This is a genomic window from Halomonas sp. JB37, from assembly GCF_002332255.1.
GTDB classification, from domain to species: domain Bacteria; phylum Pseudomonadota; class Gammaproteobacteria; order Pseudomonadales; family Halomonadaceae; genus Vreelandella; species Vreelandella casei.
Map to the genome: position 1 here is coordinate 493,267 of NZ_NRGW01000001.1, position 18,060 is coordinate 511,326.

At 53.8% G+C, this 18,060-nt stretch carries 19 protein-coding genes; 8 read left to right on the plus strand and 11 right to left on the minus strand.

Going from position 1 to position 18,060, the window contains the following annotated elements; translation table 11 throughout:
* Nucleotides 1-89: 89 nt before the first annotated feature.
* The 3 genes from CIK78_RS02425 to CIK78_RS02435 all read right to left on the minus strand — a co-directional run bounded on the left by CIK78_RS02425 (nucleotide 90) and on the right by CIK78_RS02435 (nucleotide 2,043).
* Nucleotides 90-446 (minus strand): hypothetical protein, encoded by a 357-nt coding sequence (locus CIK78_RS02425; protein ID WP_096276879.1) that lies wholly within the window; start codon nucleotides 444-446, stop codon nucleotides 90-92.
* The gene (locus CIK78_RS02430) at nucleotides 446-718 is read right to left on the minus strand and encodes an HU family DNA-binding protein (RefSeq protein WP_096276881.1); all 273 of its coding nucleotides are present in this window, start codon (nucleotides 716-718) and stop codon (nucleotides 446-448) included. Before CIK78_RS02430 ends, CIK78_RS02425 begins: the two co-directional genes overlap by 1 nt.
* Before the next feature lie 110 nt (nucleotides 719-828).
* Nucleotides 829-2,043: an FAD-dependent oxidoreductase gene (locus CIK78_RS02435; protein WP_096276883.1), complete on the minus strand. Its 1,215-nt coding sequence runs from the start codon at nucleotides 2,041-2,043 to the stop codon at nucleotides 829-831.
* A gap of 122 nt (nucleotides 2,044-2,165) precedes the next feature.
* On the opposite strand from CIK78_RS02435, the gene CIK78_RS02440 reads away from it, so the two are divergent.
* The 7 genes from CIK78_RS02440 to CIK78_RS02470 all read left to right on the plus strand — a co-directional run bounded on the left by CIK78_RS02440 (nucleotide 2,166) and on the right by CIK78_RS02470 (nucleotide 7,842).
* Nucleotides 2,166-2,729: a chorismate lyase gene (locus tag CIK78_RS02440; protein ID WP_096276885.1), complete on the plus strand. Its 564-nt coding sequence runs from the start codon at nucleotides 2,166-2,168 to the stop codon at nucleotides 2,727-2,729.
* 35 nt (nucleotides 2,730-2,764) lie between these two features.
* Nucleotides 2,765-3,655, plus strand: a complete 891-nt coding sequence (gene ubiA, locus CIK78_RS02445) for a 4-hydroxybenzoate octaprenyltransferase (protein ID WP_096276887.1) — start codon at nucleotides 2,765-2,767, stop codon at nucleotides 3,653-3,655.
* Nucleotides 3,656-3,766: 111 nt separating this feature from the next.
* Nucleotides 3,767-4,456, plus strand: a complete 690-nt coding sequence (phoB, locus tag CIK78_RS02450; protein WP_096276889.1) for a phosphate regulon transcriptional regulator PhoB — start codon at nucleotides 3,767-3,769, stop codon at nucleotides 4,454-4,456.
* A gap of 2 nt (nucleotides 4,457-4,458) precedes the next feature.
* Nucleotides 4,459-5,745, plus strand: a complete 1,287-nt coding sequence (gene phoR / locus CIK78_RS02455; RefSeq protein WP_096276891.1) for a phosphate regulon sensor histidine kinase PhoR — start codon at nucleotides 4,459-4,461, stop codon at nucleotides 5,743-5,745.
* A 309-nt stretch (nucleotides 5,746-6,054) separates the two neighbouring features.
* Nucleotides 6,055-6,363: a hypothetical protein gene (locus CIK78_RS02460; protein ID WP_096282232.1), complete on the plus strand. Its 309-nt coding sequence runs from the start codon at nucleotides 6,055-6,057 to the stop codon at nucleotides 6,361-6,363.
* A 606-nt stretch (nucleotides 6,364-6,969) separates the two neighbouring features.
* Complete coding sequence (locus CIK78_RS02465; protein WP_096276893.1) at nucleotides 6,970-7,272, plus strand: hypothetical protein; 303 nt, start codon at nucleotides 6,970-6,972, stop codon at nucleotides 7,270-7,272.
* Nucleotides 7,273-7,521: 249 nt separating this feature from the next.
* Nucleotides 7,522-7,842 carry a hypothetical protein gene (locus CIK78_RS02470; protein WP_096276895.1) on the plus strand — a complete coding sequence of 107 codons (321 nt, stop codon included), beginning with the start codon at nucleotides 7,522-7,524 and terminating at the stop codon, nucleotides 7,840-7,842.
* Between the two features lie 60 nt (nucleotides 7,843-7,902).
* On the opposite strand, the gene cysZ is transcribed toward CIK78_RS02470, so the two are convergent.
* The 6 genes from cysZ to CIK78_RS02500 form a co-directional block, all read right to left on the minus strand.
* A complete protein-coding gene (gene cysZ / locus CIK78_RS02475) occupies nucleotides 7,903-8,634 on the minus strand; it encodes a sulfate transporter CysZ (RefSeq protein ID WP_096276897.1) in 732 nt (243 codons plus the stop codon).
* Nucleotides 8,635-8,710: 76 nt separating this feature from the next.
* Complete coding sequence (phoU, locus tag CIK78_RS02480; protein ID WP_096276899.1) at nucleotides 8,711-9,436, minus strand: phosphate signaling complex protein PhoU; 726 nt, start codon at nucleotides 9,434-9,436, stop codon at nucleotides 8,711-8,713.
* Between the two features lie 31 nt (nucleotides 9,437-9,467).
* Complete coding sequence (gene pstB, locus CIK78_RS02485) at nucleotides 9,468-10,283, minus strand: phosphate ABC transporter ATP-binding protein PstB (RefSeq protein WP_096276902.1); 816 nt, start codon at nucleotides 10,281-10,283, stop codon at nucleotides 9,468-9,470.
* On the minus strand, nucleotides 10,277-11,701 hold the full coding sequence (pstA, locus tag CIK78_RS02490) for a phosphate ABC transporter permease PstA (RefSeq protein WP_096276904.1): 1,425 nt from the start codon (nucleotides 11,699-11,701) through the stop codon (nucleotides 10,277-10,279). The genes pstB and pstA overlap by 7 nt, the downstream gene beginning before the upstream one ends.
* Nucleotides 11,698-12,816, minus strand: coding sequence for an ABC transporter permease subunit (locus CIK78_RS02495; protein ID WP_096282233.1), 1,119 nt, complete (start codon nucleotides 12,814-12,816; stop codon nucleotides 11,698-11,700). The genes pstA and CIK78_RS02495 overlap by 4 nt, the downstream gene beginning before the upstream one ends.
* A gap of 101 nt (nucleotides 12,817-12,917) precedes the next feature.
* The gene (locus tag CIK78_RS02500) at nucleotides 12,918-13,811 is read right to left on the minus strand and encodes a phosphate ABC transporter substrate-binding protein (RefSeq protein ID WP_096276906.1); all 894 of its coding nucleotides are present in this window, start codon (nucleotides 13,809-13,811) and stop codon (nucleotides 12,918-12,920) included.
* 259 nt (nucleotides 13,812-14,070) lie between these two features.
* Here CIK78_RS02500 and CIK78_RS02505 point away from each other — a divergent pair, with 259 nt between their 5' ends.
* Nucleotides 14,071-14,487 (plus strand): acyl-CoA thioesterase, encoded by a 417-nt coding sequence (locus CIK78_RS02505; protein WP_096276908.1) that lies wholly within the window; start codon nucleotides 14,071-14,073, stop codon nucleotides 14,485-14,487.
* 146 nt (nucleotides 14,488-14,633) lie between these two features.
* Here the strand turns inward: CIK78_RS02505 and CIK78_RS02510 are convergent, their stop codons facing one another.
* Nucleotides 14,634-15,728, minus strand: a complete 1,095-nt coding sequence (locus CIK78_RS02510) for a TRAP transporter substrate-binding protein (RefSeq protein WP_096276910.1) — start codon at nucleotides 15,726-15,728, stop codon at nucleotides 14,634-14,636.
* A 131-nt stretch (nucleotides 15,729-15,859) separates the two neighbouring features.
* Nucleotides 15,860-18,058, minus strand: coding sequence for a DNA helicase II (gene uvrD, locus CIK78_RS02515; RefSeq protein WP_096276912.1), 2,199 nt, complete (start codon nucleotides 18,056-18,058; stop codon nucleotides 15,860-15,862).
* Nucleotides 18,059-18,060 lie beyond the last annotated feature (2 nt).

Consider the following 18,060-nt stretch of genomic DNA (forward strand, 5'->3'; position numbering starts at 1 on the left):
TTATACCTCTGCGCTGTTTTTGGCTAAACGCGTTTAGCCAGAACCGTTACCCAATGCCGCTTGATTGGCTCTAAGCCGATAGTGCCTTACTACAGATACTTGAGCAGTTTCTGCAGCTTGTTCATATCAGCAGAGTCGCCGACTAAGCGGACGTTTCCACTCATCATGCCGTCGAGAAAGGCCTGCTGTGTTGGCTTTTTGAGTACTTTCAAGGCGGTAGTTTGATCGCGGAAGCGTAGCTCAAGATCTAAGTCTACGGGTAGCCCTTTACCGGTATGGATGCTTTTCGGCGTCATCCGGTAGTGGCGGGCAATACTTAGATCTTCGGTGGCTATTCCCCAGTCCAAGCCGCGCATGCGCTCTAGCTGCTCACGAAAGCGCGGCTTGCGGCGCAGGGCTCGTTTGAGCATTAAGCCCAGTAGCCACAGCGTCAGCTTGAGCTTCATTAGGAAACGGCGTCCTTCAGTGCTTTACCAGGCTTAAAGGCGACATTTTTGCTGGCTGCAATTTGCAGCGGTGCACCGGTTTGTGGATTCTTGCCGGTACGCGCAGCGCGTTGGCGAACTGTAAAGGTGCCAAAACCAATCAGAGCAACATCTTCACCTTTGGCGACGCTGTTGGTGATTTCATCCAGAATGACATTCAGTACTTGGCCAGCTTTGTCTTTAGACAGGTCGGCACTCTCAGCGATAGCAGCAGCGAGTTCAGGTTTGCGCATAAGGAATCTCCCTTTGATAAAAATCGAACGTATAAAACGAAGGTATGTTATTGGGTGCGTCACCATGACTAGGTTAGCTTAATCTAGCTTAGTCGTGAACGCGGCGAAAATCAGCCTAGCAGCGCAGGTGCTGCTCTGGAAAGCTCCACTTTCCTTCTCACGCAGCCGCCTGTCAACGCAAAACCAATCAAATGCCCGTCTTTATCTTCCGCCAAGGCACTGATATCGCCGCCTTCGCCTTCAATTCTCCAGCGCTCAGGAGGAGATGGAGCCGGGTAGGCAACCACGGGTAATAACGGGGTTTTAACCACTACCGGCCACGCGCCAAAGCTTACGCGGGTGGGGGTGCCGGCCAGGGTGGCCGCAAGGGCTTTGGCGCTTGCTTGCAGCGGCTGTACGTACATGGCATTCACCCCGTCGACGCAGGCTGCATCGCCTAACGCATAAATATTGGGGTGCGATGTGCGCAGGTGGCGATCTACCACAATGCCGCTAGATGACACCGTTAACCCTGCTGCTTCGGCAAGTGCTGTGCGCGGGGCAAGGCCCGTGGCCATCAAAATGATGTCGGTGCTTAGTACGGAGCCGTTATCCAAGTGGAGCGCAATATCATTGGCGTGGCTGAGCGCTATCGATTCAATGGTGCGGCCTAAATAAAGTCGGATACCCGCGTCGCTGAACGCATCGCCTAAGGCGTGACCTAATGGCGGCGGTAACAGACGCGCAAGCAGATTACCTTCGGGGGCAATGATGGACACTGGGTGGCCGCCGGCGTGAAGGTCGTTAGCGAACTCACAGCCGACTAGCCCGGCCCCCACAATGGCTACCCGTGAATGTCCGTGACTTAACGCCTGATGAAAGCGGCGATAGTCGTCCAAATCGTTGACCGTAAAACAGCGTGAAGCAACGCTAGGCTCGCTGCTAAAAGGCATTCGAGGTGCCGCTCCGGTCGCTAACACCAATGTTTCATAGCTCAGCCGCTCTTGCCCTGGCGCATTGCCTAAAAGCACCGCATGGTTATCCACATCCAGTGCGTTGACATGGGTGTGGGTAACTAATCGGGCGTTTAGCTCTTCGCCAAGCTCTGCGGCGCTTCGCTGAGCTAATTTCTCGGGCGCTAACCCTTTACTAAAGCCGGTAGAAAGCAGGGGTTTGCTGTAATCGTCGCCGCTGTCAGCGCTGATCAGCGTGATAGAGCGTGTGTCGCCCTGCCGTCGCAGTGCACGAGCAAGACCTATGCCTGCCATCCCCGTGCCAATAATCACCAGCGCAGCGCGAGAAGATAGCGGTGTCGTTGACATTATCTGTGTATATGATGCGGGCATGCAGACATCCAAAAGGTCGCTAAAAGAGTTATTGAAAGAGTTATTGAAAAAGCTGCTGAAACCAAAGCCTGTTAGAGCGTCATGTTACACTAGCTGCTCCCGTTATTGCCCTGGAGAACTCGGTGACATCACCCGCTGGCCGGCAAATGTATCTCTTTCCACGCTGGCGCCCCGTCCATGCGGCGCGCCCCGCGATGAGCTCTCCATGGTGGCAGTGGGTAGCCTCCACCGATTCGTTAACCGCTCGTTTAACAGCCGCAGGCGGTGGCAAGCCTTTTCGGGTGCGTTTACTGCGCCAAGGTGTGGGATGGCCGTTGCCCGATGAAGCCCAGGCGCTGGGGATTGGCCCTAAACGCTATGCATGGCTGCGTGAAGTAGCGCTGTGTTTAGATGAAACGCCGTGGGTGGTCGCGCGCTCAGTAGCGCCGTTGACACAGCTAAAAGGCCAGCGTTTAGATCGTTTGGGCGAGCGTTCGTTAGGCAGCTGGTTATTTCGCCAGCCAGACTTAGTGCGAGGGCCATTAGAGGCGACAACACAACGCCCGCCTTTTGCTAGCCTACATGGGGTCGAGCAGGATTGTAGCTGGGGCCGCCGCTCCGTATTTACGCATGGTGGCCTGTCGTTATTGGTACAAGAGTACTTTTTGCGGGCAATGGCGGATGACCTTGATCTGCCTTCGCGCTAGGCTAGCAGCTGCGTTTTCTTTTTCGTGAGGTAAGCATGGATCGTTCACTGTTGCGGCCGAAGGGATTGGCTCGCGTGGCAGACTTTTTACAGCTGATGCGCTTGGATCGGCCCATAGGCACGTGGCTATTAATGTGGCCCGCTCTTTGGGCGCTATGGATTGCCGCGCAGGGCGTGCCGGGGCGCAATGTGCTGCTTATTTTTGTTGCCGGCGTTTACGCCATGCGTGCCGCAGGCTGCGTGGTGAATGACTATGCCGACCGTCATTTTGATGGGCATGTAAAGCGCACTAAAAATCGTCCTCTAGCCACCGGTCGTATTAGCGAAACCGAGGCCCAGCTGCTGTTTATCGCATTGATCGCGATATCCTTCATTTTGGTGCTGCTGACCAATTGGTTCACGGTGATGCTCTCGCTGGGTGGCGTGCTGCTAGCGATTATTTATCCGTTTATGAAGCGCTATACCAACCTTCCTCAGGTCGTGCTGGGCGCCGCCTTTGCTTGGGCGATCCCCATGGCGTTTGGCGCTGTGCTGGGCTATGTCCCGCTGGAGGCTTGGCTATTGTTTTTTGCTAATGTGGTTTGGACCGTGGCGTACGATACCCAGTACGCCATGGTGGACCGCGACGATGATTTAAAAATCGGTATTAAATCGACAGCCGTGCTGTTTGGTAATGCGGACCGCGTCATTATTGCTTTATTACAAGTGGTGACGTTGCTGCTATTAGCATGGGTAGGGTGGCGAGTGGGTCTAGGCGGTTTTTTCTGGTTAGGACTCGCGGGAATGGCGGCCACTTTTCTGCATCAGCAGCGGTTAATTTTTCACCGTGCCCGAGATGCGTGCTTTCAGGCGTTCCTCAATAATTTTTGGTCAGGTTTGTTTATTTTCGCGGGTATTGCGCTAAGTTGGTGGCCTGTGGCGGGCTAATAATCGCCGCTGTCATGTAACTGTCATCAAGTCATGGTGTTATCGTCATCGATATGTCATTGAGCTATTTTTCATTGAATTAGCTCTCTTTGCACCCCTTGAGGCTCTGGTATGACTGCCAAGACCGTTTTGATTGTCGATGATGAGGCGCCGATCCGCGAGATGATTGCGGTAGCGCTGGAAATGGCTGACTATCGCGTGCTCGAAGCGGATAACGCTCAGGATGCTCATGCTTTGATCGTCGACCACCAGCCTGATTTACTGCTGCTTGATTGGATGATGCCTGGCACCAGCGGTATCGAGCTTGCTAGGCGCTTAAAGCGCGAAGAAGCCACTGCTGAAATTCCCATTATTATGCTGACCGCTAAAGGCGAAGAAGATAATAAGATTCAGGGGCTTGAAGCTGGTGCCGATGATTATATTACCAAGCCTTTTTCGCCTCGCGAGTTGGTGGCACGGCTTAAAGCCGTTTTGCGTCGTGCAACGCCGCGTGGTGTTGAAGACCCCGTAGAGGTTAATGGACTGCTGCTTGATCCGGTGAGTCATCGTGTCAGCACTGATGATAAGGCGCTTGAGATAGGCCCAACGGAATATCGTCTGCTGCAGTTCTTTATGACGCACCAGGAGCGCGCTTACACGCGCAGCCAGCTGCTTGATCAAGTGTGGGGTGGCAACGTGTACGTTGAAGAGCGCACGGTAGATGTACATATTCGCCGGTTGCGTAAAGCGCTAGGCGAACCCCATCAAAATCTGATTCAAACGGTTCGGGGCACCGGTTACCGTTTCTCTTCACGGGTATAAATGTGCGCTTATGGAGCCGTGAACTGTGGCAACTGGCCTGGCTAGCCACGCTGGGGACAAGCATTGGCTGGCTATTGGATGCAGCGGGGCTGGGGCTGGCTTCTGGACTGGCAGTGTATCTGTTTTATCAATTGCGGCAGCTGCGCGCGCTGTATCGATGGCTAACCCTGCAACCCCATGATGAACCACCTGCTGCCCAGGGGATATGGGGCGAACTGTTTGATCGCTTATATCGCTATCAAAAAAGCCAGCGCATTACGCAAAGTCGGCTGCGTGCCACTTTGGCGCGTATTCAAGAGTCGTCAGAGGCGATGCGCGATAGCGTCGTTATGCTTGACCGCCACGGAGATTTAGAGTGGTGGAACAGCGCTGCAACCACGATGCTTGGGCTGCAAACGGCCCATGACCGTGGTCAGCACATTACCAATTTACTCCGCGATCCGGGCTTTATAAGCTACTTCAACGCCCGCCACTATAGTGAACCGCTAACGCTAACATCGCCCATTGATGAGCGATGCATTCTGCAGTACCAAATTACCCTGTACGGCGACGATGAGCGGCTAGTGATGGCGCGAGATATCACGCGTCTGCATCGTCTGGAGCAGATGCGCCGTGATTTTGTGGCCAATGTATCCCACGAGCTACGTACCCCTCTGACCGTGCTTTCTGGCTATTTAGAAACCTATGGCGATCTTGCCGAGCAGCTACCTCCGCGCTTAGGTAAAGGTATTCAGCAAATGCAGGAGCAGACGCAGCGAATGCAGAACCTGGTCAATGACCTATTGCTGCTGTCCCGGTTAGAAATTGACCAAAGTGGTAAGGATCATCAGCCGTTGTCGCTGGGCCCTTTGCTACAGAGTGTTCGTGAGGATGCGCTAGCGCTATCGGATCAGCGGCATACCATCACTATTGCGCTTGACAGCAAGGCACGTCTGCTAGGAAGCGAGCAGGAAATGCGCAGCGCGATTTCTAATCTCGCGTTTAACGCTGTTCGCTACACGCCGCCAGGGAGCCACATCACGTTGCGCTGGAAAGATAACCAAGCTGGCGGAGCCTGTATTGACGTTGAGGACAACGGCGAGGGAATTGATCCTGTGCACATCCCTCGGCTGACCGAACGCTTCTACCGCGTTGATAAAGGGCGTAGCACGACGACGGGCGGTACTGGTTTGGGCTTGGCAATTGTCAAACACGTGCTGCTACGCCATGATGCTCAGCTATTGATTGAATCTCACCCGGGTAAGGGTGCTTTATTCCGCTGTACATTCTCCGCTTCGCGCCTTAGCTAGCCCTAAAATGCCTGCTGCACAATATTTGTAGAAGTGTGCAATATTGGCATGTAAGATTGGTAAAACTTTACTCATGTGTCATTTTTACACACTATTTGGGTGCGCTTTATCGCTAATTAAGATTTATTCCGTAATCTTATTTTTTATAAGTTTTTGATAATTATTGTTTTTATTTTATTATATTAGATTTTGGCATGTCTGCTGCAGCGAATATAAGCAAGTAAGAGAGATGACCGCAGGAATTGCTGGCTGAACTTAGCCTTTCTTTCTTAGTTAAGCGGTTTAAACAGCGATCGGAGGTGGAATATGATGTCCAAGGAATTACTCAAGAAAGCTGGCATTCTAGGTTTAACGTTTGGCTTGATGGCTAGCCCGCTAGCGTTCGCAGAATCTGAGCAAAGTACATCTATTGATCAGAACCAAGATATTACTGCGGATGACGAGGCGATGGATCCGCAGGGTACTCACACGGATACCGCCAGTGAGCAAAATCAGCACGATTTAACGCATGATGTTGGTGATGACGCCAGCGATATGGATCCAAACTCTACTAGTAATTCAGATGATGCTAATTTTGATAGCACAGAAGAGTTGCCTGAAGAAAATAGCGGTATGTAATGACCGCACTGAAAAATAGTACTGAGAGCCTGTAAAGACTCTGCTATAGGGATGTTTTTAGATTCAAGGATGAATCAATAGGAAATCAAAACGTTAGTGAGGGTAACATCCACGGTTGGAGTCCCGCACAAAGGAATGGAAGCTAGCGTTAGCATTACCTATCTGCAAGCTAGACATTAAGCCTCACCTCCGGTGGGGCTTAATTTTTTGCTGTCTGCTATTTTTTTACTGCCCTTAGCTTTTTTCAATGTTGCTCGTTAAATATGGTTAACTGACTGCGCGCCTCTTTAGCGATATCGATTATCCCTATATTTTTTCAACTCAGCAACGCTGCTTTTTTCTAGCTGTGTGTCAAAAAGGCACATGCAAACTTGCGCATGTGACATTTGTGCACAGTTATTTAGCGTGGTTGTTGTTTTTGCGTCATATTATTGTGCGCAATGTATGTGTTATATGCTATTGATTAATAGTATTTTTTATAATCTATATTAGTTGTGGCATTCTTTATGCTTACTAAGGGTAAGGAAGATGATTAAGTTAAAAAGTTTGCCATGAAGGCGCTTCTTCTTCCACGCCAGCGGTATAAACAGTTTCAGGAGTGTCAAAATGTTAAATATTTTTGTTAAAAAAGCAGCTTTAGTGGGTATTTCACTAACGTTATTGGCTAGCCCCTTTGCATTTGCAAATTTTTCAATTAATGCGAACCAAGATCGCGCAGTTGATATTGAGCCCATTCAGGCCCAGTCAGAGCGCACAGTAGGCCAGGCTGACGTTAGCCCATCCGACTTAATGTATGATGAAGGCGACTATCCTGCGGTTATAAAGGCTGAGTCAACGAATGCCAGCGTTGATGTTGATTTTACGGCTAAAGACTTAACGCATGACGAAGGCGATGGACAGGTTTGGTAAGCGATTTGCAATCGTAGAGTTATATGACGCCTTTGACCCCGCCTATGCGGGGTCTAGTTTTTTGTATCCAATATTATTTTAAATAAAGATATGATTTTTCAGCTGTTTTAAATATTTTTATTTTTTTGGCATCCAGTATGCACTCCTAACACGTACAATTAGTTGAAAACCATAGCCGCTGTGAAGTAATGCGATAACGGTTACTTTTACTACTCGTTAGCGGTACGTAGCAGTAATGAGGAGAACGCCATGTTATTGAAAAAATTAAGCAAAAAAGTCGCCATTGTAGGTATTTCTTTCGGTTTGGTTGCTAGCCCGTTGGCAATGGCTCACCCATCCATCGAGTTGAATAAAGATCGCGCAGTTGGTCAGGACGTCATCGATAAGCCACAGTCTCAAATGTCTGATGATTCTCAAGTATCTCCACGTGATCTAACGCGTGATGACGGTGATAGCCTTGATTTCTCGCCGTCTAGCAGTGCTGCTGATTCTGGCAAAAGCGCGCGCCGTGGTACTCAATACAGCCCGCAAGATCTGACCCGTGATGTAGGCGATAGCACTGACTGGTAGCCACTAGCAGTACGGTGACCGCTAGCGCCCATAGGCCCCGCTTCTGCGGGGCCTATGCGTTTAACTTGGCGTAATATCTCGAACGCCCCGATAGTGTTCGTCCCACATCAGTACGGCACCCGCCACCGCGCCTGGAATCAGAAATAAATTGGCCAGCGGAATCCAGGTAATCAGCGTAATTAATCCGCCATAGGTCAGGCTTTGCCACCAGCGCTTCGCAAGACGATGGCGCATATCTTTAAAGGTTACCTTGTTGTTATCCATCGGATAATCCAGATAGGTTATCGCCATGACCCACGCTGAGAATAGTGCCCAGAGTAGTGGCGCAACCAAATTCAGGCCAGGAATCCAGCTGATGATAAACAGACCGATCGCGCGGGGTAAGATATAGGCGAGTTTTACAAACTCTCGACCCACCGCATCGATAGCCGTTTGGGTAAGATTGCGGTCATCAAGGGGTTCGCGCCCGGTTGCCTGTATTTCAACTTTAGCGGCCAAAAAACCGTAAAAAGGCGCGGCAATGAAGCTGGTAATGAGCGTAAATGTAAAAAACACGACGACGATTAGGCTAATCACAAACAGCGGCCAAATAAGCCACGACAGCCATTCAAGCCAGGTGGGCACCATGTCCATCCAATGCGCCAGCCAGCCATCAAAGCGTGAGAGCACAAAGCTGAGCATGCTGATGTAGACGATGAGGTTGATTAGAATGGGCAAGAAAATATAGCGCCGCATACCCGGCTGATAAACACAGCGTGTACCTCGGCTAAGGGCAGTGACAGCATCCAGCATTAGGTGGCTCCTCATGATTCAAACGTCCAGGTTGCCTGGCAACCTGGACGTATTGCAGGAGGAAACCCTAATCAGGTCAAGGCTTTTTTAACCCTTGCGGGTCTAGGTTGTCAGGGTCGCTGTGGCGGATATCCAAGCCTTTCACGAGATAGACTACGTACTCCGCAAGATTATCAGCATGATCGCCCACGCGCTCAAGCGCACGCAGTACCCACATGATGCTCAGTACTGACGTAATCGAGCGTGAATCTTCCATCATGAACGTCATTAATGAACGCATAGCGCTGCTGTACTCATCATCTACCAGCTCGTCTTCACGCACTACCTGCATAGCGAGATCGGTATCAAAGCGAGCAAAGGCGGTTAGCGCATCGCGCAGCATTTTACGCACGTGCTCGCTAATGTGACGTACTTCCACCAGCCCGCGAATGGTGCTGGTGCTTTCGCTTAACAGCAGCGCGTTACGGGCAATTTTGCTGGCTTCATCGCCAATGCGTTCCAGGTCAGAGGTAGCGCGAATAACGGCAAGTACCAGCCGCAAATCGGATGCTGCCGGCTGGCGGCGGGCCAGTACGCGCGTACATTCGTCGTCAATTTGCAGCTGCAGGGCGTTCACCTGACGATCATTGTCGCGCACTTGCTCTGCCAAGCGGGTATCGCCTTCTAGAAGAGCAAAGACGGCATCTTGCACCTGCTTTTCTACCAGACCGCCCATCGCCATCAGATGGGTTTTAAGCTCTTCCAACTCCTGATTGAACTGGCGGGAGATATGCTGGCTGTGGGTATCGCTCGTAATATCCATGGACCACTCCTGATGTCTTCGTCGATAAGGCCTAGGTGACGCGGCCGGTGATGTAGTTTTCGGTACGTTGCAAACGGGGGTTGGTGAATAGCTGGTCAGTTGGCCCGTATTCAATCAGCTCGCCCTGATGCAAAAAGGCGGTGTAGTCCGATACCCGCGCCGCCTGCTGCATATTGTGAGTCACCAGCACCAAGGTTAGCTCTGACTTGAGGTTACGAATTAACTCCTCAATTTTGAGCGTCGAAATGGGATCTAGTGCCGACGCGGGTTCATCAAGCAGCAGTACGTCGGGTTTTACCGCTAAGGTGCGGGCAATCACCAGGCGCTGCTGCTGGCCACCGGAAAGCTGCCAGGCAGAACGATGTAGACGGTCTTTCACTTCATCCCACAGCGCCGCAGAAGTTAGCGCCCACTCAATAATGTCGTCACGCTTGCGCTTGGGCAGGCGCTGCTGCAAACGTAAGCCAAAGGCGACGTTTTCATAAATCGACATGGGAAAGGGATTAGGCGTTTGAAATACCATCCCGACACGTCGGCGCAGCTCAGTCACATTCACCTGAGGGCCATGAATATCTTGGCCTTCCAGCACAATTTGGCCGCTGTGACTCACAGCTTCATTAAGGTCATGCAGCCGATTGATGGCTCTTAATAACGTTGATTTACCGCACCCCGAGGGGCCGATAAAGGCCGTGACACGATGACGAGGAATGCTCAGCGTTAGATCACGCAGCGCCTCTTTCCCCGCATAGGCAAGGCTAAGATGATCAATGCTCAGACAGCAGTGCTCAGGTGGAAAATGCGTGACCGGTGGCTGAGAGGTATTAACTGAATGTAATGGCGCTAGCATTCGCTTCCCCGTTGACGCCTAAGATAATGACGTAGAAATATGGCAGTTAGATTAAGCACCAGCACAATTAACACCAGCAGTAGCGCGGTGGCGTACACCAGCGGTATGGCAGCTTGCACATCGTCACCGTGAAAAGCGGTATCGAATAAATGATAGCCAAGGTGCATGAACTTGCGCTCTAAATGCAGATAGGGAAACTCGCCGTCTACCGGCATTTGTGGCGCTAATTTAGCGACGCCCACCAGCATCAGCGGCGCCACTTCACCCGCTGCGCGGGCAATGGCTAAAATCATGCCTGTCAGCATGGCGGGGGCCGCCATGGGCAGCACGATGCGGGTCAGCATTTCCAGGCGCGTAGCGCCCAGCGCCACGGCGCCTTCGCGCTGAGCCTCAGGAATGCGTGCCAGCCCCTCTTCGGTTGCAACAATCACCACCGGCAACGTGAGCAATGCGAGCGTTAGAGAGGCCCATAGCAGGCCGCCAGTACCAAAGGTAGGGGAAGGCAAAGTCTCACTGAAGAACCATTCGTCCAGCGAGCCGCCAATTCCATACACAAACACGCCTAAACCAAAGACGCCGTACACAATGGACGGCACGCCCGCAAGATTACGTACGCCAATGCGGACAAATCGAGTAAGCCGTCCCTGGTGGGCAATCTCATTAAGGTAGATGGCCGCCAGCACGCCAAACGGCGTGACGATGACCGACATTAAGATCACCATCAGGACAGTGCCAAAAATCGCGGGCCATACGCCGCCGCCGGTATTCGCGGCACGCGGCCCCTCACTCAAGAAGCGCCACACAGATTGGCTCCAAGCGAGCGTTTTCTGCCGCCATGTCATGGCATTGGGGGCCTGGGCGCTGACCACGTTGGCCAGCGGCTGTTGCACGGCTTGGCCACTGGCTGTGATAAGCAGTAGCTGGCTATCCGGCCGTTGGCTAACCGGCAGCGCTAACAGCGACGTTAACTGCTGCCAGGCGGCGTCCCCCTCCCAGCGCTGATCGTGTTGCTCAATAGCCACTAAGCGGCCAATAAAGTCATCCCAGGGGCTGCGTTCTAGGCGAATCAGGTCCATGGGCTGAGCTTGCATGGCAATGTCATCAATCGCTACCCAGCGCCAGCGCACGGACTCAATATCACGATTGCCGGTGAAGTATAGGCGCTCGTCCCCTGGCTGTTGGGGCAGTGCCACTTCGCGTACGGCTTGGCCCGCAAAGGTTTCACCTGAGCGCAGCGTGACTTCCTCTAGCGTGGCGGGCCAGAAATGCCCTAGCCCACGAACCAGCAGCAGTGTCAGTAGCGCCCCTAACATCAGGAGTGAAAGCGCAACGCTTGCCGCGCAGAGCCAAGGCCAAAGACCATCCAGCCAGTGAAGGCGGCGGCGCGAAGGTGCAGTATCCGCCGGCACGCCGGTCATGACATGCTTCCCAGCTGGCGGTAACGACGCCGCAAGCGATGGCGGACAACCTCTGCCAAGGTGTTAACTAAAAAGGTAAAGATAAACAATACGAGTGCTGCCAAAATCAGTAGATGATACGTCTGGGTACCCGGCGCGGCTTCGGGCAGCTCTATGGCGATCGAGGCGGACATGGAGCGCATCCCTTCAAACGGATTGGCGCTCAACAGCGCGGTATTGCCACTCGCCATCAGCACTATCATCGTTTCGCCAACGGCTCTGCCCGCACCAATCATCACTGCCGAAAAAATACCGGGGCCCGCTGCCGTCAGCGCCACTTTCCACAGTGCCTGCCAGCGGCTGGCGCCTAGCGCCTGGGCGCCCTCAATCAAGGTTTTTGGCACATCGGCCAGCGCATCTTCCGCCAATGAGTAAATGCTGGGAATGACCGCAAAGCCCATGGCGATGCCCACGATCAGCGCGTTGCGAGTAGCGTAGTCCATTCCAAAGCGCTGATAGAGCAGCTGGCGTAAATCGCCGCCAAGCCAATGCTGCTCTATCCACGGCGTGAGCCATAGCGCTACTGTCACCATGAATGCCAGCCAGGGCACTAACCAAAGCCCTGCCCAGCAAAGCGGTAAACGGCGGCGTAAGCGTGTTTTTGCCAAATGCCAGCAGAAACCGGCTAGCCCCGCGCTTAGCGGCAGCCAAATCATCACGACCAGCGCACTCGCTAGGTGGCGCTCTACCCACGGCGCCAAGATGAGCCCGGCGATAAAGCCCACCACCACGCCGGGAATTGCTTCCATCATTTCTAGCGTGGGCTTAATACGGCTGCGCAAACGCGCGGACATAAAGAGCGCCGAGTAAATGGCCGCCCCCAGGGCGACGGGGATCGCAAACAGTAGAGCCGACAGCGCGGCTTTCAACGTACCCCAGGCAAGCGGCGTCAGCGTTGTTAGCGCTAAGGCATCGCCAATCGCCAAGAGCGGCAGGGTTTCCCATACCAAAAAAATACCGATAGCGAGTATCGCGAGCAGCACGCCGACACCGCCTGCGGTGATTAACCCTGTGGCCACGCGATCTTGCAGCAGGCGCAGCGGCTGGCGGGACGTCGTTAACCGAGGTGAGGTCATGTCGTTATCATTGGCAAACCAGGGCGCGCACAGCACTGATCCTTCAGCATAAGATGTCTCCTCACCTTAAGGCATGTTGATGACAGTTAAATGACAGTTGCTTACCACGTCCGCTGAGCTTCTAACGTGCTCGGGGCTAACGCCACAAACCCAGAGGCGCGGGCAATTTGCTGGCCTTCATCAGACATAATGAGCGCTAGCAATGCTTGCTCCGCGGGGGGGAGGTTCTCACCAGGCGGTAGATTAACGTAGAGGTAGAGATCGCGCGACAGCGGGTAGTCGCCACGCTGTATTGCGTCCTCACTAGGAGGAATCGCGACGCCATTGTCGTTGTACAGGCTTAACGCGTGCACCGCAGGTGTCAGGTGGTTATATCCCGCGTAACCCATGGCATTGGCTGATTCGCCCACGGCCGCGACGACGGCCGATGAACCGGGATGTTCGCTGATATCATTGCGAAAGGCACCACCGCATAAGGCCCGTTCTTGAAATAGCCCGTGGGTGCCTGATGCCAGATTGCGCCCGTGTAGTGCGATACTCCCAAACGACCAGTCACGCGTTGAGGGAAGCTGATCCCAGCGCCTTATCGGTGTCTCTGCGCCGCAGGCCAGCGAGGTTGAGAAGATCGCATCGACCTGGCGGCGGGTGAGCGCACGCAGCGGATTATGGCGGTGCACGACAATGATAAGCGCATCGCGAGCGATTTTTAATTCCAGTGGCGGATAGCCATAGCGCTGGGTAAAATTATCGTGTTCGTCTTCGGTCATCGGGCGAGACATGGGTCCCAGTCGCGTCGTACCAGCCGTCAGAGCCGTTGGCGCACTGGCCGAGCCGCCCGCCTGAAACTGCAGGGTTACATCCGAGTAGCGGTTCGTGAGCGTTTCGCCCCAGCGGAGCATCAGGCCCGCCATGGTGTCGGAGCCTACGGCACCCAACGTACCGCTAACCGGCGATGGTTGCGCCCACGCAAACGGGCTCACCAGCAGTAGCGTCATGGTCACCCAGCGCAACAAAGTGTGGAGTCTAGGTGGCTGAGCGCCCTGGTCATTCAACAGCGTCTGTGAAAAAGTACGCAGCGAAGTATGTGAAACACTCGATAAGAGAGTATGCAAACGGGTATTCAAACGGGCGTCCTCTTATGATTAACTGAATCCCTTTGATCGTGTCGCGATGCAGCAACAGATATCGTCAGCGCGCCTGCGTGCGGCGCTGGTAACAAGGGTTACAACAATAAACTGACTAAGCGGCAAACTAATGACTCTTTTGGAAACGGATTTGGACGACGTGCCCGCCCCCAAAGGGCAGCTTACTTTAAAATTAGTGGCCTCACGTCAAGATGCCAATCTTTATGGCGATATACCCGGTGGCTGGCTGGTCAATCACATGGATCAGGCGGCCGAACTGTCGGCCGGGCGTGAAGCAGGCGGACGCACAGCGACCGTGGCAATTGAAGCAATGGACTTTTTAAGCCCGGTGCGCGTTGGCTCCATGATCAGCGTCTATACCCAGGTGCAAAAGATCGGCCACAGCTCGATTAAGATCGACGTAGAAGTATGGGTGCGTCCGCCTCATGGGCAGCAGATTGCAGAGCACCAAAAAGTCACGGAAGCGCGTTTTGTGATGGTGGCACTAGACGACAACGGTCGTATCCGAGCGGTACATAGCGACTAGTTAGTTTGTCAGGCGCCTTTCTTAATGGCGTTATTCAAGAGGACGTATCTCAGATAGAAAAAGGGCGCCAAGTGCGCCCCTTTGCCGTGCTTGCCCTTTACGTGCTTGGCAAGGTGTTAAGTATTTGTTTATCAAGCACCCGTCTATTAGGCACCAACGCTATCGCGGCTCTTCAGATAGGCGTATTCACCCACGTCAGTAAACGGGCGCAGCACCTTCTGGAACGCCGAGTAAGACTCATAAACCTGACGGGATTCTTCGTCGTTATCTATCTGGTTCTGGATGACTTCCTGTGAGGAAGCATAGAGCGCCTCCATTACATCATCAGGGAAAGTACGTAGCTGGACGCCGTGCTCGTCTACTAACGTTTCAAGCGCTTGGGCATTGCGATAGGCAAATTCGCTGTTCATCGCCATGTTTGATGCCCGCGCCGCTTCGCGAATGACGTCCTGCAGGTCTTCCGGCAGCGCATTCCACGCATCTAGATTGACGGTGCCTTCCAGTACCGCCGTTGGCTCGTTCCACACCGAGGTGTAGTAGTAGTCAGCGACTTGATGCAGGCCGAAGGCCATATCGTTGTAGGGGCCTACCCAGTCAGCGGCATCCAGCACGCCGGTTTGCAGCGAGGTGAAAATCTCGGAGCCCGCCATGTTAACGGTGCTGACGCCAATGGCATTCATGGCTTCGCCCGCAAGGCCTGGCAAGCGTAACTTAAGCCCCTGCATATCTGCCAGCGAGTTAATTTCTTTTTTGAACCAGCCGGCCATCTGCGCACCGGTATTGCCTACCGGGAACGGCTTGAGATTGTGTTTGCCATAGATTTCATCCCACAGCTCTTGACCGCCGCCGTGATAAAGCCAGGCGTTCATTTCAGTGGTGGTCATACCAAACGGCACGGCCGTAAAGAACTGCGAAGCCGCCACCTTTCCGCGCCAGTAATAAGAGGCAGAGTGACCCATTTCAGCGGTGCCCGCAGCAACGGCATCAAACACTTCCAGCGCGGGCACTAGCTCGCCTGCGCCGTGAACGCGGATCTGCATGCGACCATTAGAAAGCTGTTCAACGCGGCGAGCGAAATCGTTCGCGCCAGTACCCAGGGCAGGAAAGTTTTTTGGCCACGAGGTGACCATGTCCCAGGTATAGGTTTCTTGAGCGCGTGCGCTTGCAGTGGTTACAAAGGGGGCAGCAGCGACACCGGCAGCACCTAAGCCGACGGTCTTGAGAAAGTTACGGCGTTGCATGGCGGGTAAGTCTCCGGAAATTGTATGATTTTTTTGTCAGCACGCAGGCGCGCGCAGTGTCCGTCCGCCAGTATGCGCTAAGCGGGTTTTAATCGGCAAGCCATTGAGCGCAACGCTCATTCGTTAACCGTTTAAAGCGGGGTTAGCTTGGCAAAGCCAAGTACCAGCCACTTAACGCCTTCACCGTCAAAGCTGACCTGCACGCGGGCACGAGCACCTTCGCCTTCCGCATTCAGAATCACTCCTTCGCCAAAGACGGGGTGCGCTACGCCTTGGCCGACATGTAGGCTGGGAATATCGCCGCTGCTTTCGATGCTTTGCTGAGCAAAGGAGGTGCGCGAGGCGGTGACCGGGCGTGAAATATGCCCGCGAAGGCGTACTTCTTCGAGCAGATGTGGCGGCAGTTCGCGTAAGAAGCGCGAGGGGCGTGGAAAGACTTCTTTACCGTGCAGGCGGCGGGTTTCGGCGTGGGTAAGGTAGAGTTTTTGCATCGCGCGAGTGACACCGACGTAGCATAGCCTGCGCTCCTCTTCAAGCCTGCCCGGCTCTTCAAGCGACATTTTGTGCGGGAACAGGCCTTCCTCGACACCGGCAATAAATACCACGGGGAATTCGAGGCCTTTGGCGGAGTGCAGCGTCATTAGCTGTACGCTGTCTTCAAACTCTTCGGCTTCGTGGTCGCCGGCATTGAGGGCCGCTTCTGAAAGAAAGGCTTCCAGCGCCGCCATGCCTTCGCCCGCCTCAGGCGCTTCAAACACATCGCCCTGGGTAAAGGCGCGGGCGGCGTTGACCAGTTCCTCTAAGTTCTCTACTCGGGCTTGGCCTTTCTCACCGCGCTCGCTTTTGTGATGCTCAATCAAGCCAGTATGAACCGTCACATGATCGATAATTTCGTGCAGCGCCATGCCCGCGACATCGTTATCGAGCTGTTCAATCAGGTTGGTGAAGGTTTGCACCGCATTGGCCGCTCGGCCTTTTAGCGAACCATCATTTATTGCATCATGCAGCGCCTGCCACAGCGGAACGCTTTGCTCACGAGCGCGCAGGCGAACAATCTCAACGGTGCGTGTGCCAATGCCGCGAGTAGGCACATTGATCACACGCTCTAATGATGCGTCGTCATCGCGGTTGAGCATCAGGCGTAGGTAAGCCAGGGCGTTTTTGATTTCAAGACGTTCATAAAAGCGATGGCCGCCATAAATACGGTACGGCATGCCTTGGCGAATCAGCGTTTCTTCGAGCAAACGAGACTGGGCATTGGAGCGGTATAAAATCGCAATGTCGCGACGATTAAAGCCTTCGTCGACCTTCTCTCTGATCGTGTCGACGATATAGCGGGCTTCTTCCAGATCGTTAAACCCGGCGTAGATCGAGATGGGCTCGCCTTCAATGCCATCAGTCCACAGGTTTTTCCCCATCCGCTCGCTGTTGTTGCTGATCAGCGTGTTGGCGGCTTCTAAAATCGCGCTGGTGGAGCGATAGTTCTGCTCAAGACGCACGGTATGGGTTTGCGGGAACTCCTGCTCAAAGCGGCTGATATTCTCCACCTTGGCACCACGCCACCCGTAAATTGACTGGTCGTCATCACCGACGGCGGTCATTGGCGTTTTCATACCGGTGAGCAGTTTTAGCCAAGCGTACTGCAGGGTGTTGGTATCTTGAAATTCGTCCACCAATACGTGGCCAAAACGCTCCTGGTAGTGGTTTAACAGCGTCGGGTTATCGCGCAATAGTTCTAGGCTTCGCAGCAGCAGCTCACCAAAATCGACTAGGCCACCGCGCTCGCAGGTTAGCTGATAGCGCTCATAAAGCTCGACCATTTGCCCCATATAGGCATCGCCATCGACATTAACCTGATGGGGGCGCAGCCCTTCTTCCTTACAGCCGGAAATAAAATGCTGCACTTGGCGGGGCGGGTAGCGCTCAACGTCGACCGAATAATCTTTCAGCAGCCGCTTAACCAGGCGCAGTTGATCGTCAGAGTCGATGATTTGGAAGTGCTGCGGCAGCTTGGCGTCTTGCCAGTGGGTGCGCAGCAGGCGGTGGGCGATAGAGTGGAAGGTGCCGACCCACACATGGCGTAGTGATAGGCTTAGCAGGGCTTCAAGACGCGTGCGCATCTCTTTAGCGGCTTTATTGGTAAACGTCACTGCTAACAGCGCGTAGGGCGAAAGCCCTTCCGCCTGCATTAACCAGGCAATGCGATGTACCAGCACGCGGGTTTTCCCGGAGCCTGCGCCCGCGAGTACCAGCAGGTTGCCTTGAGGAGCGCTCACTGCTTCGCGCTGGGCGGAGTTGAGCTGATCGAGAATCGCCGTGACGTCATCCATGG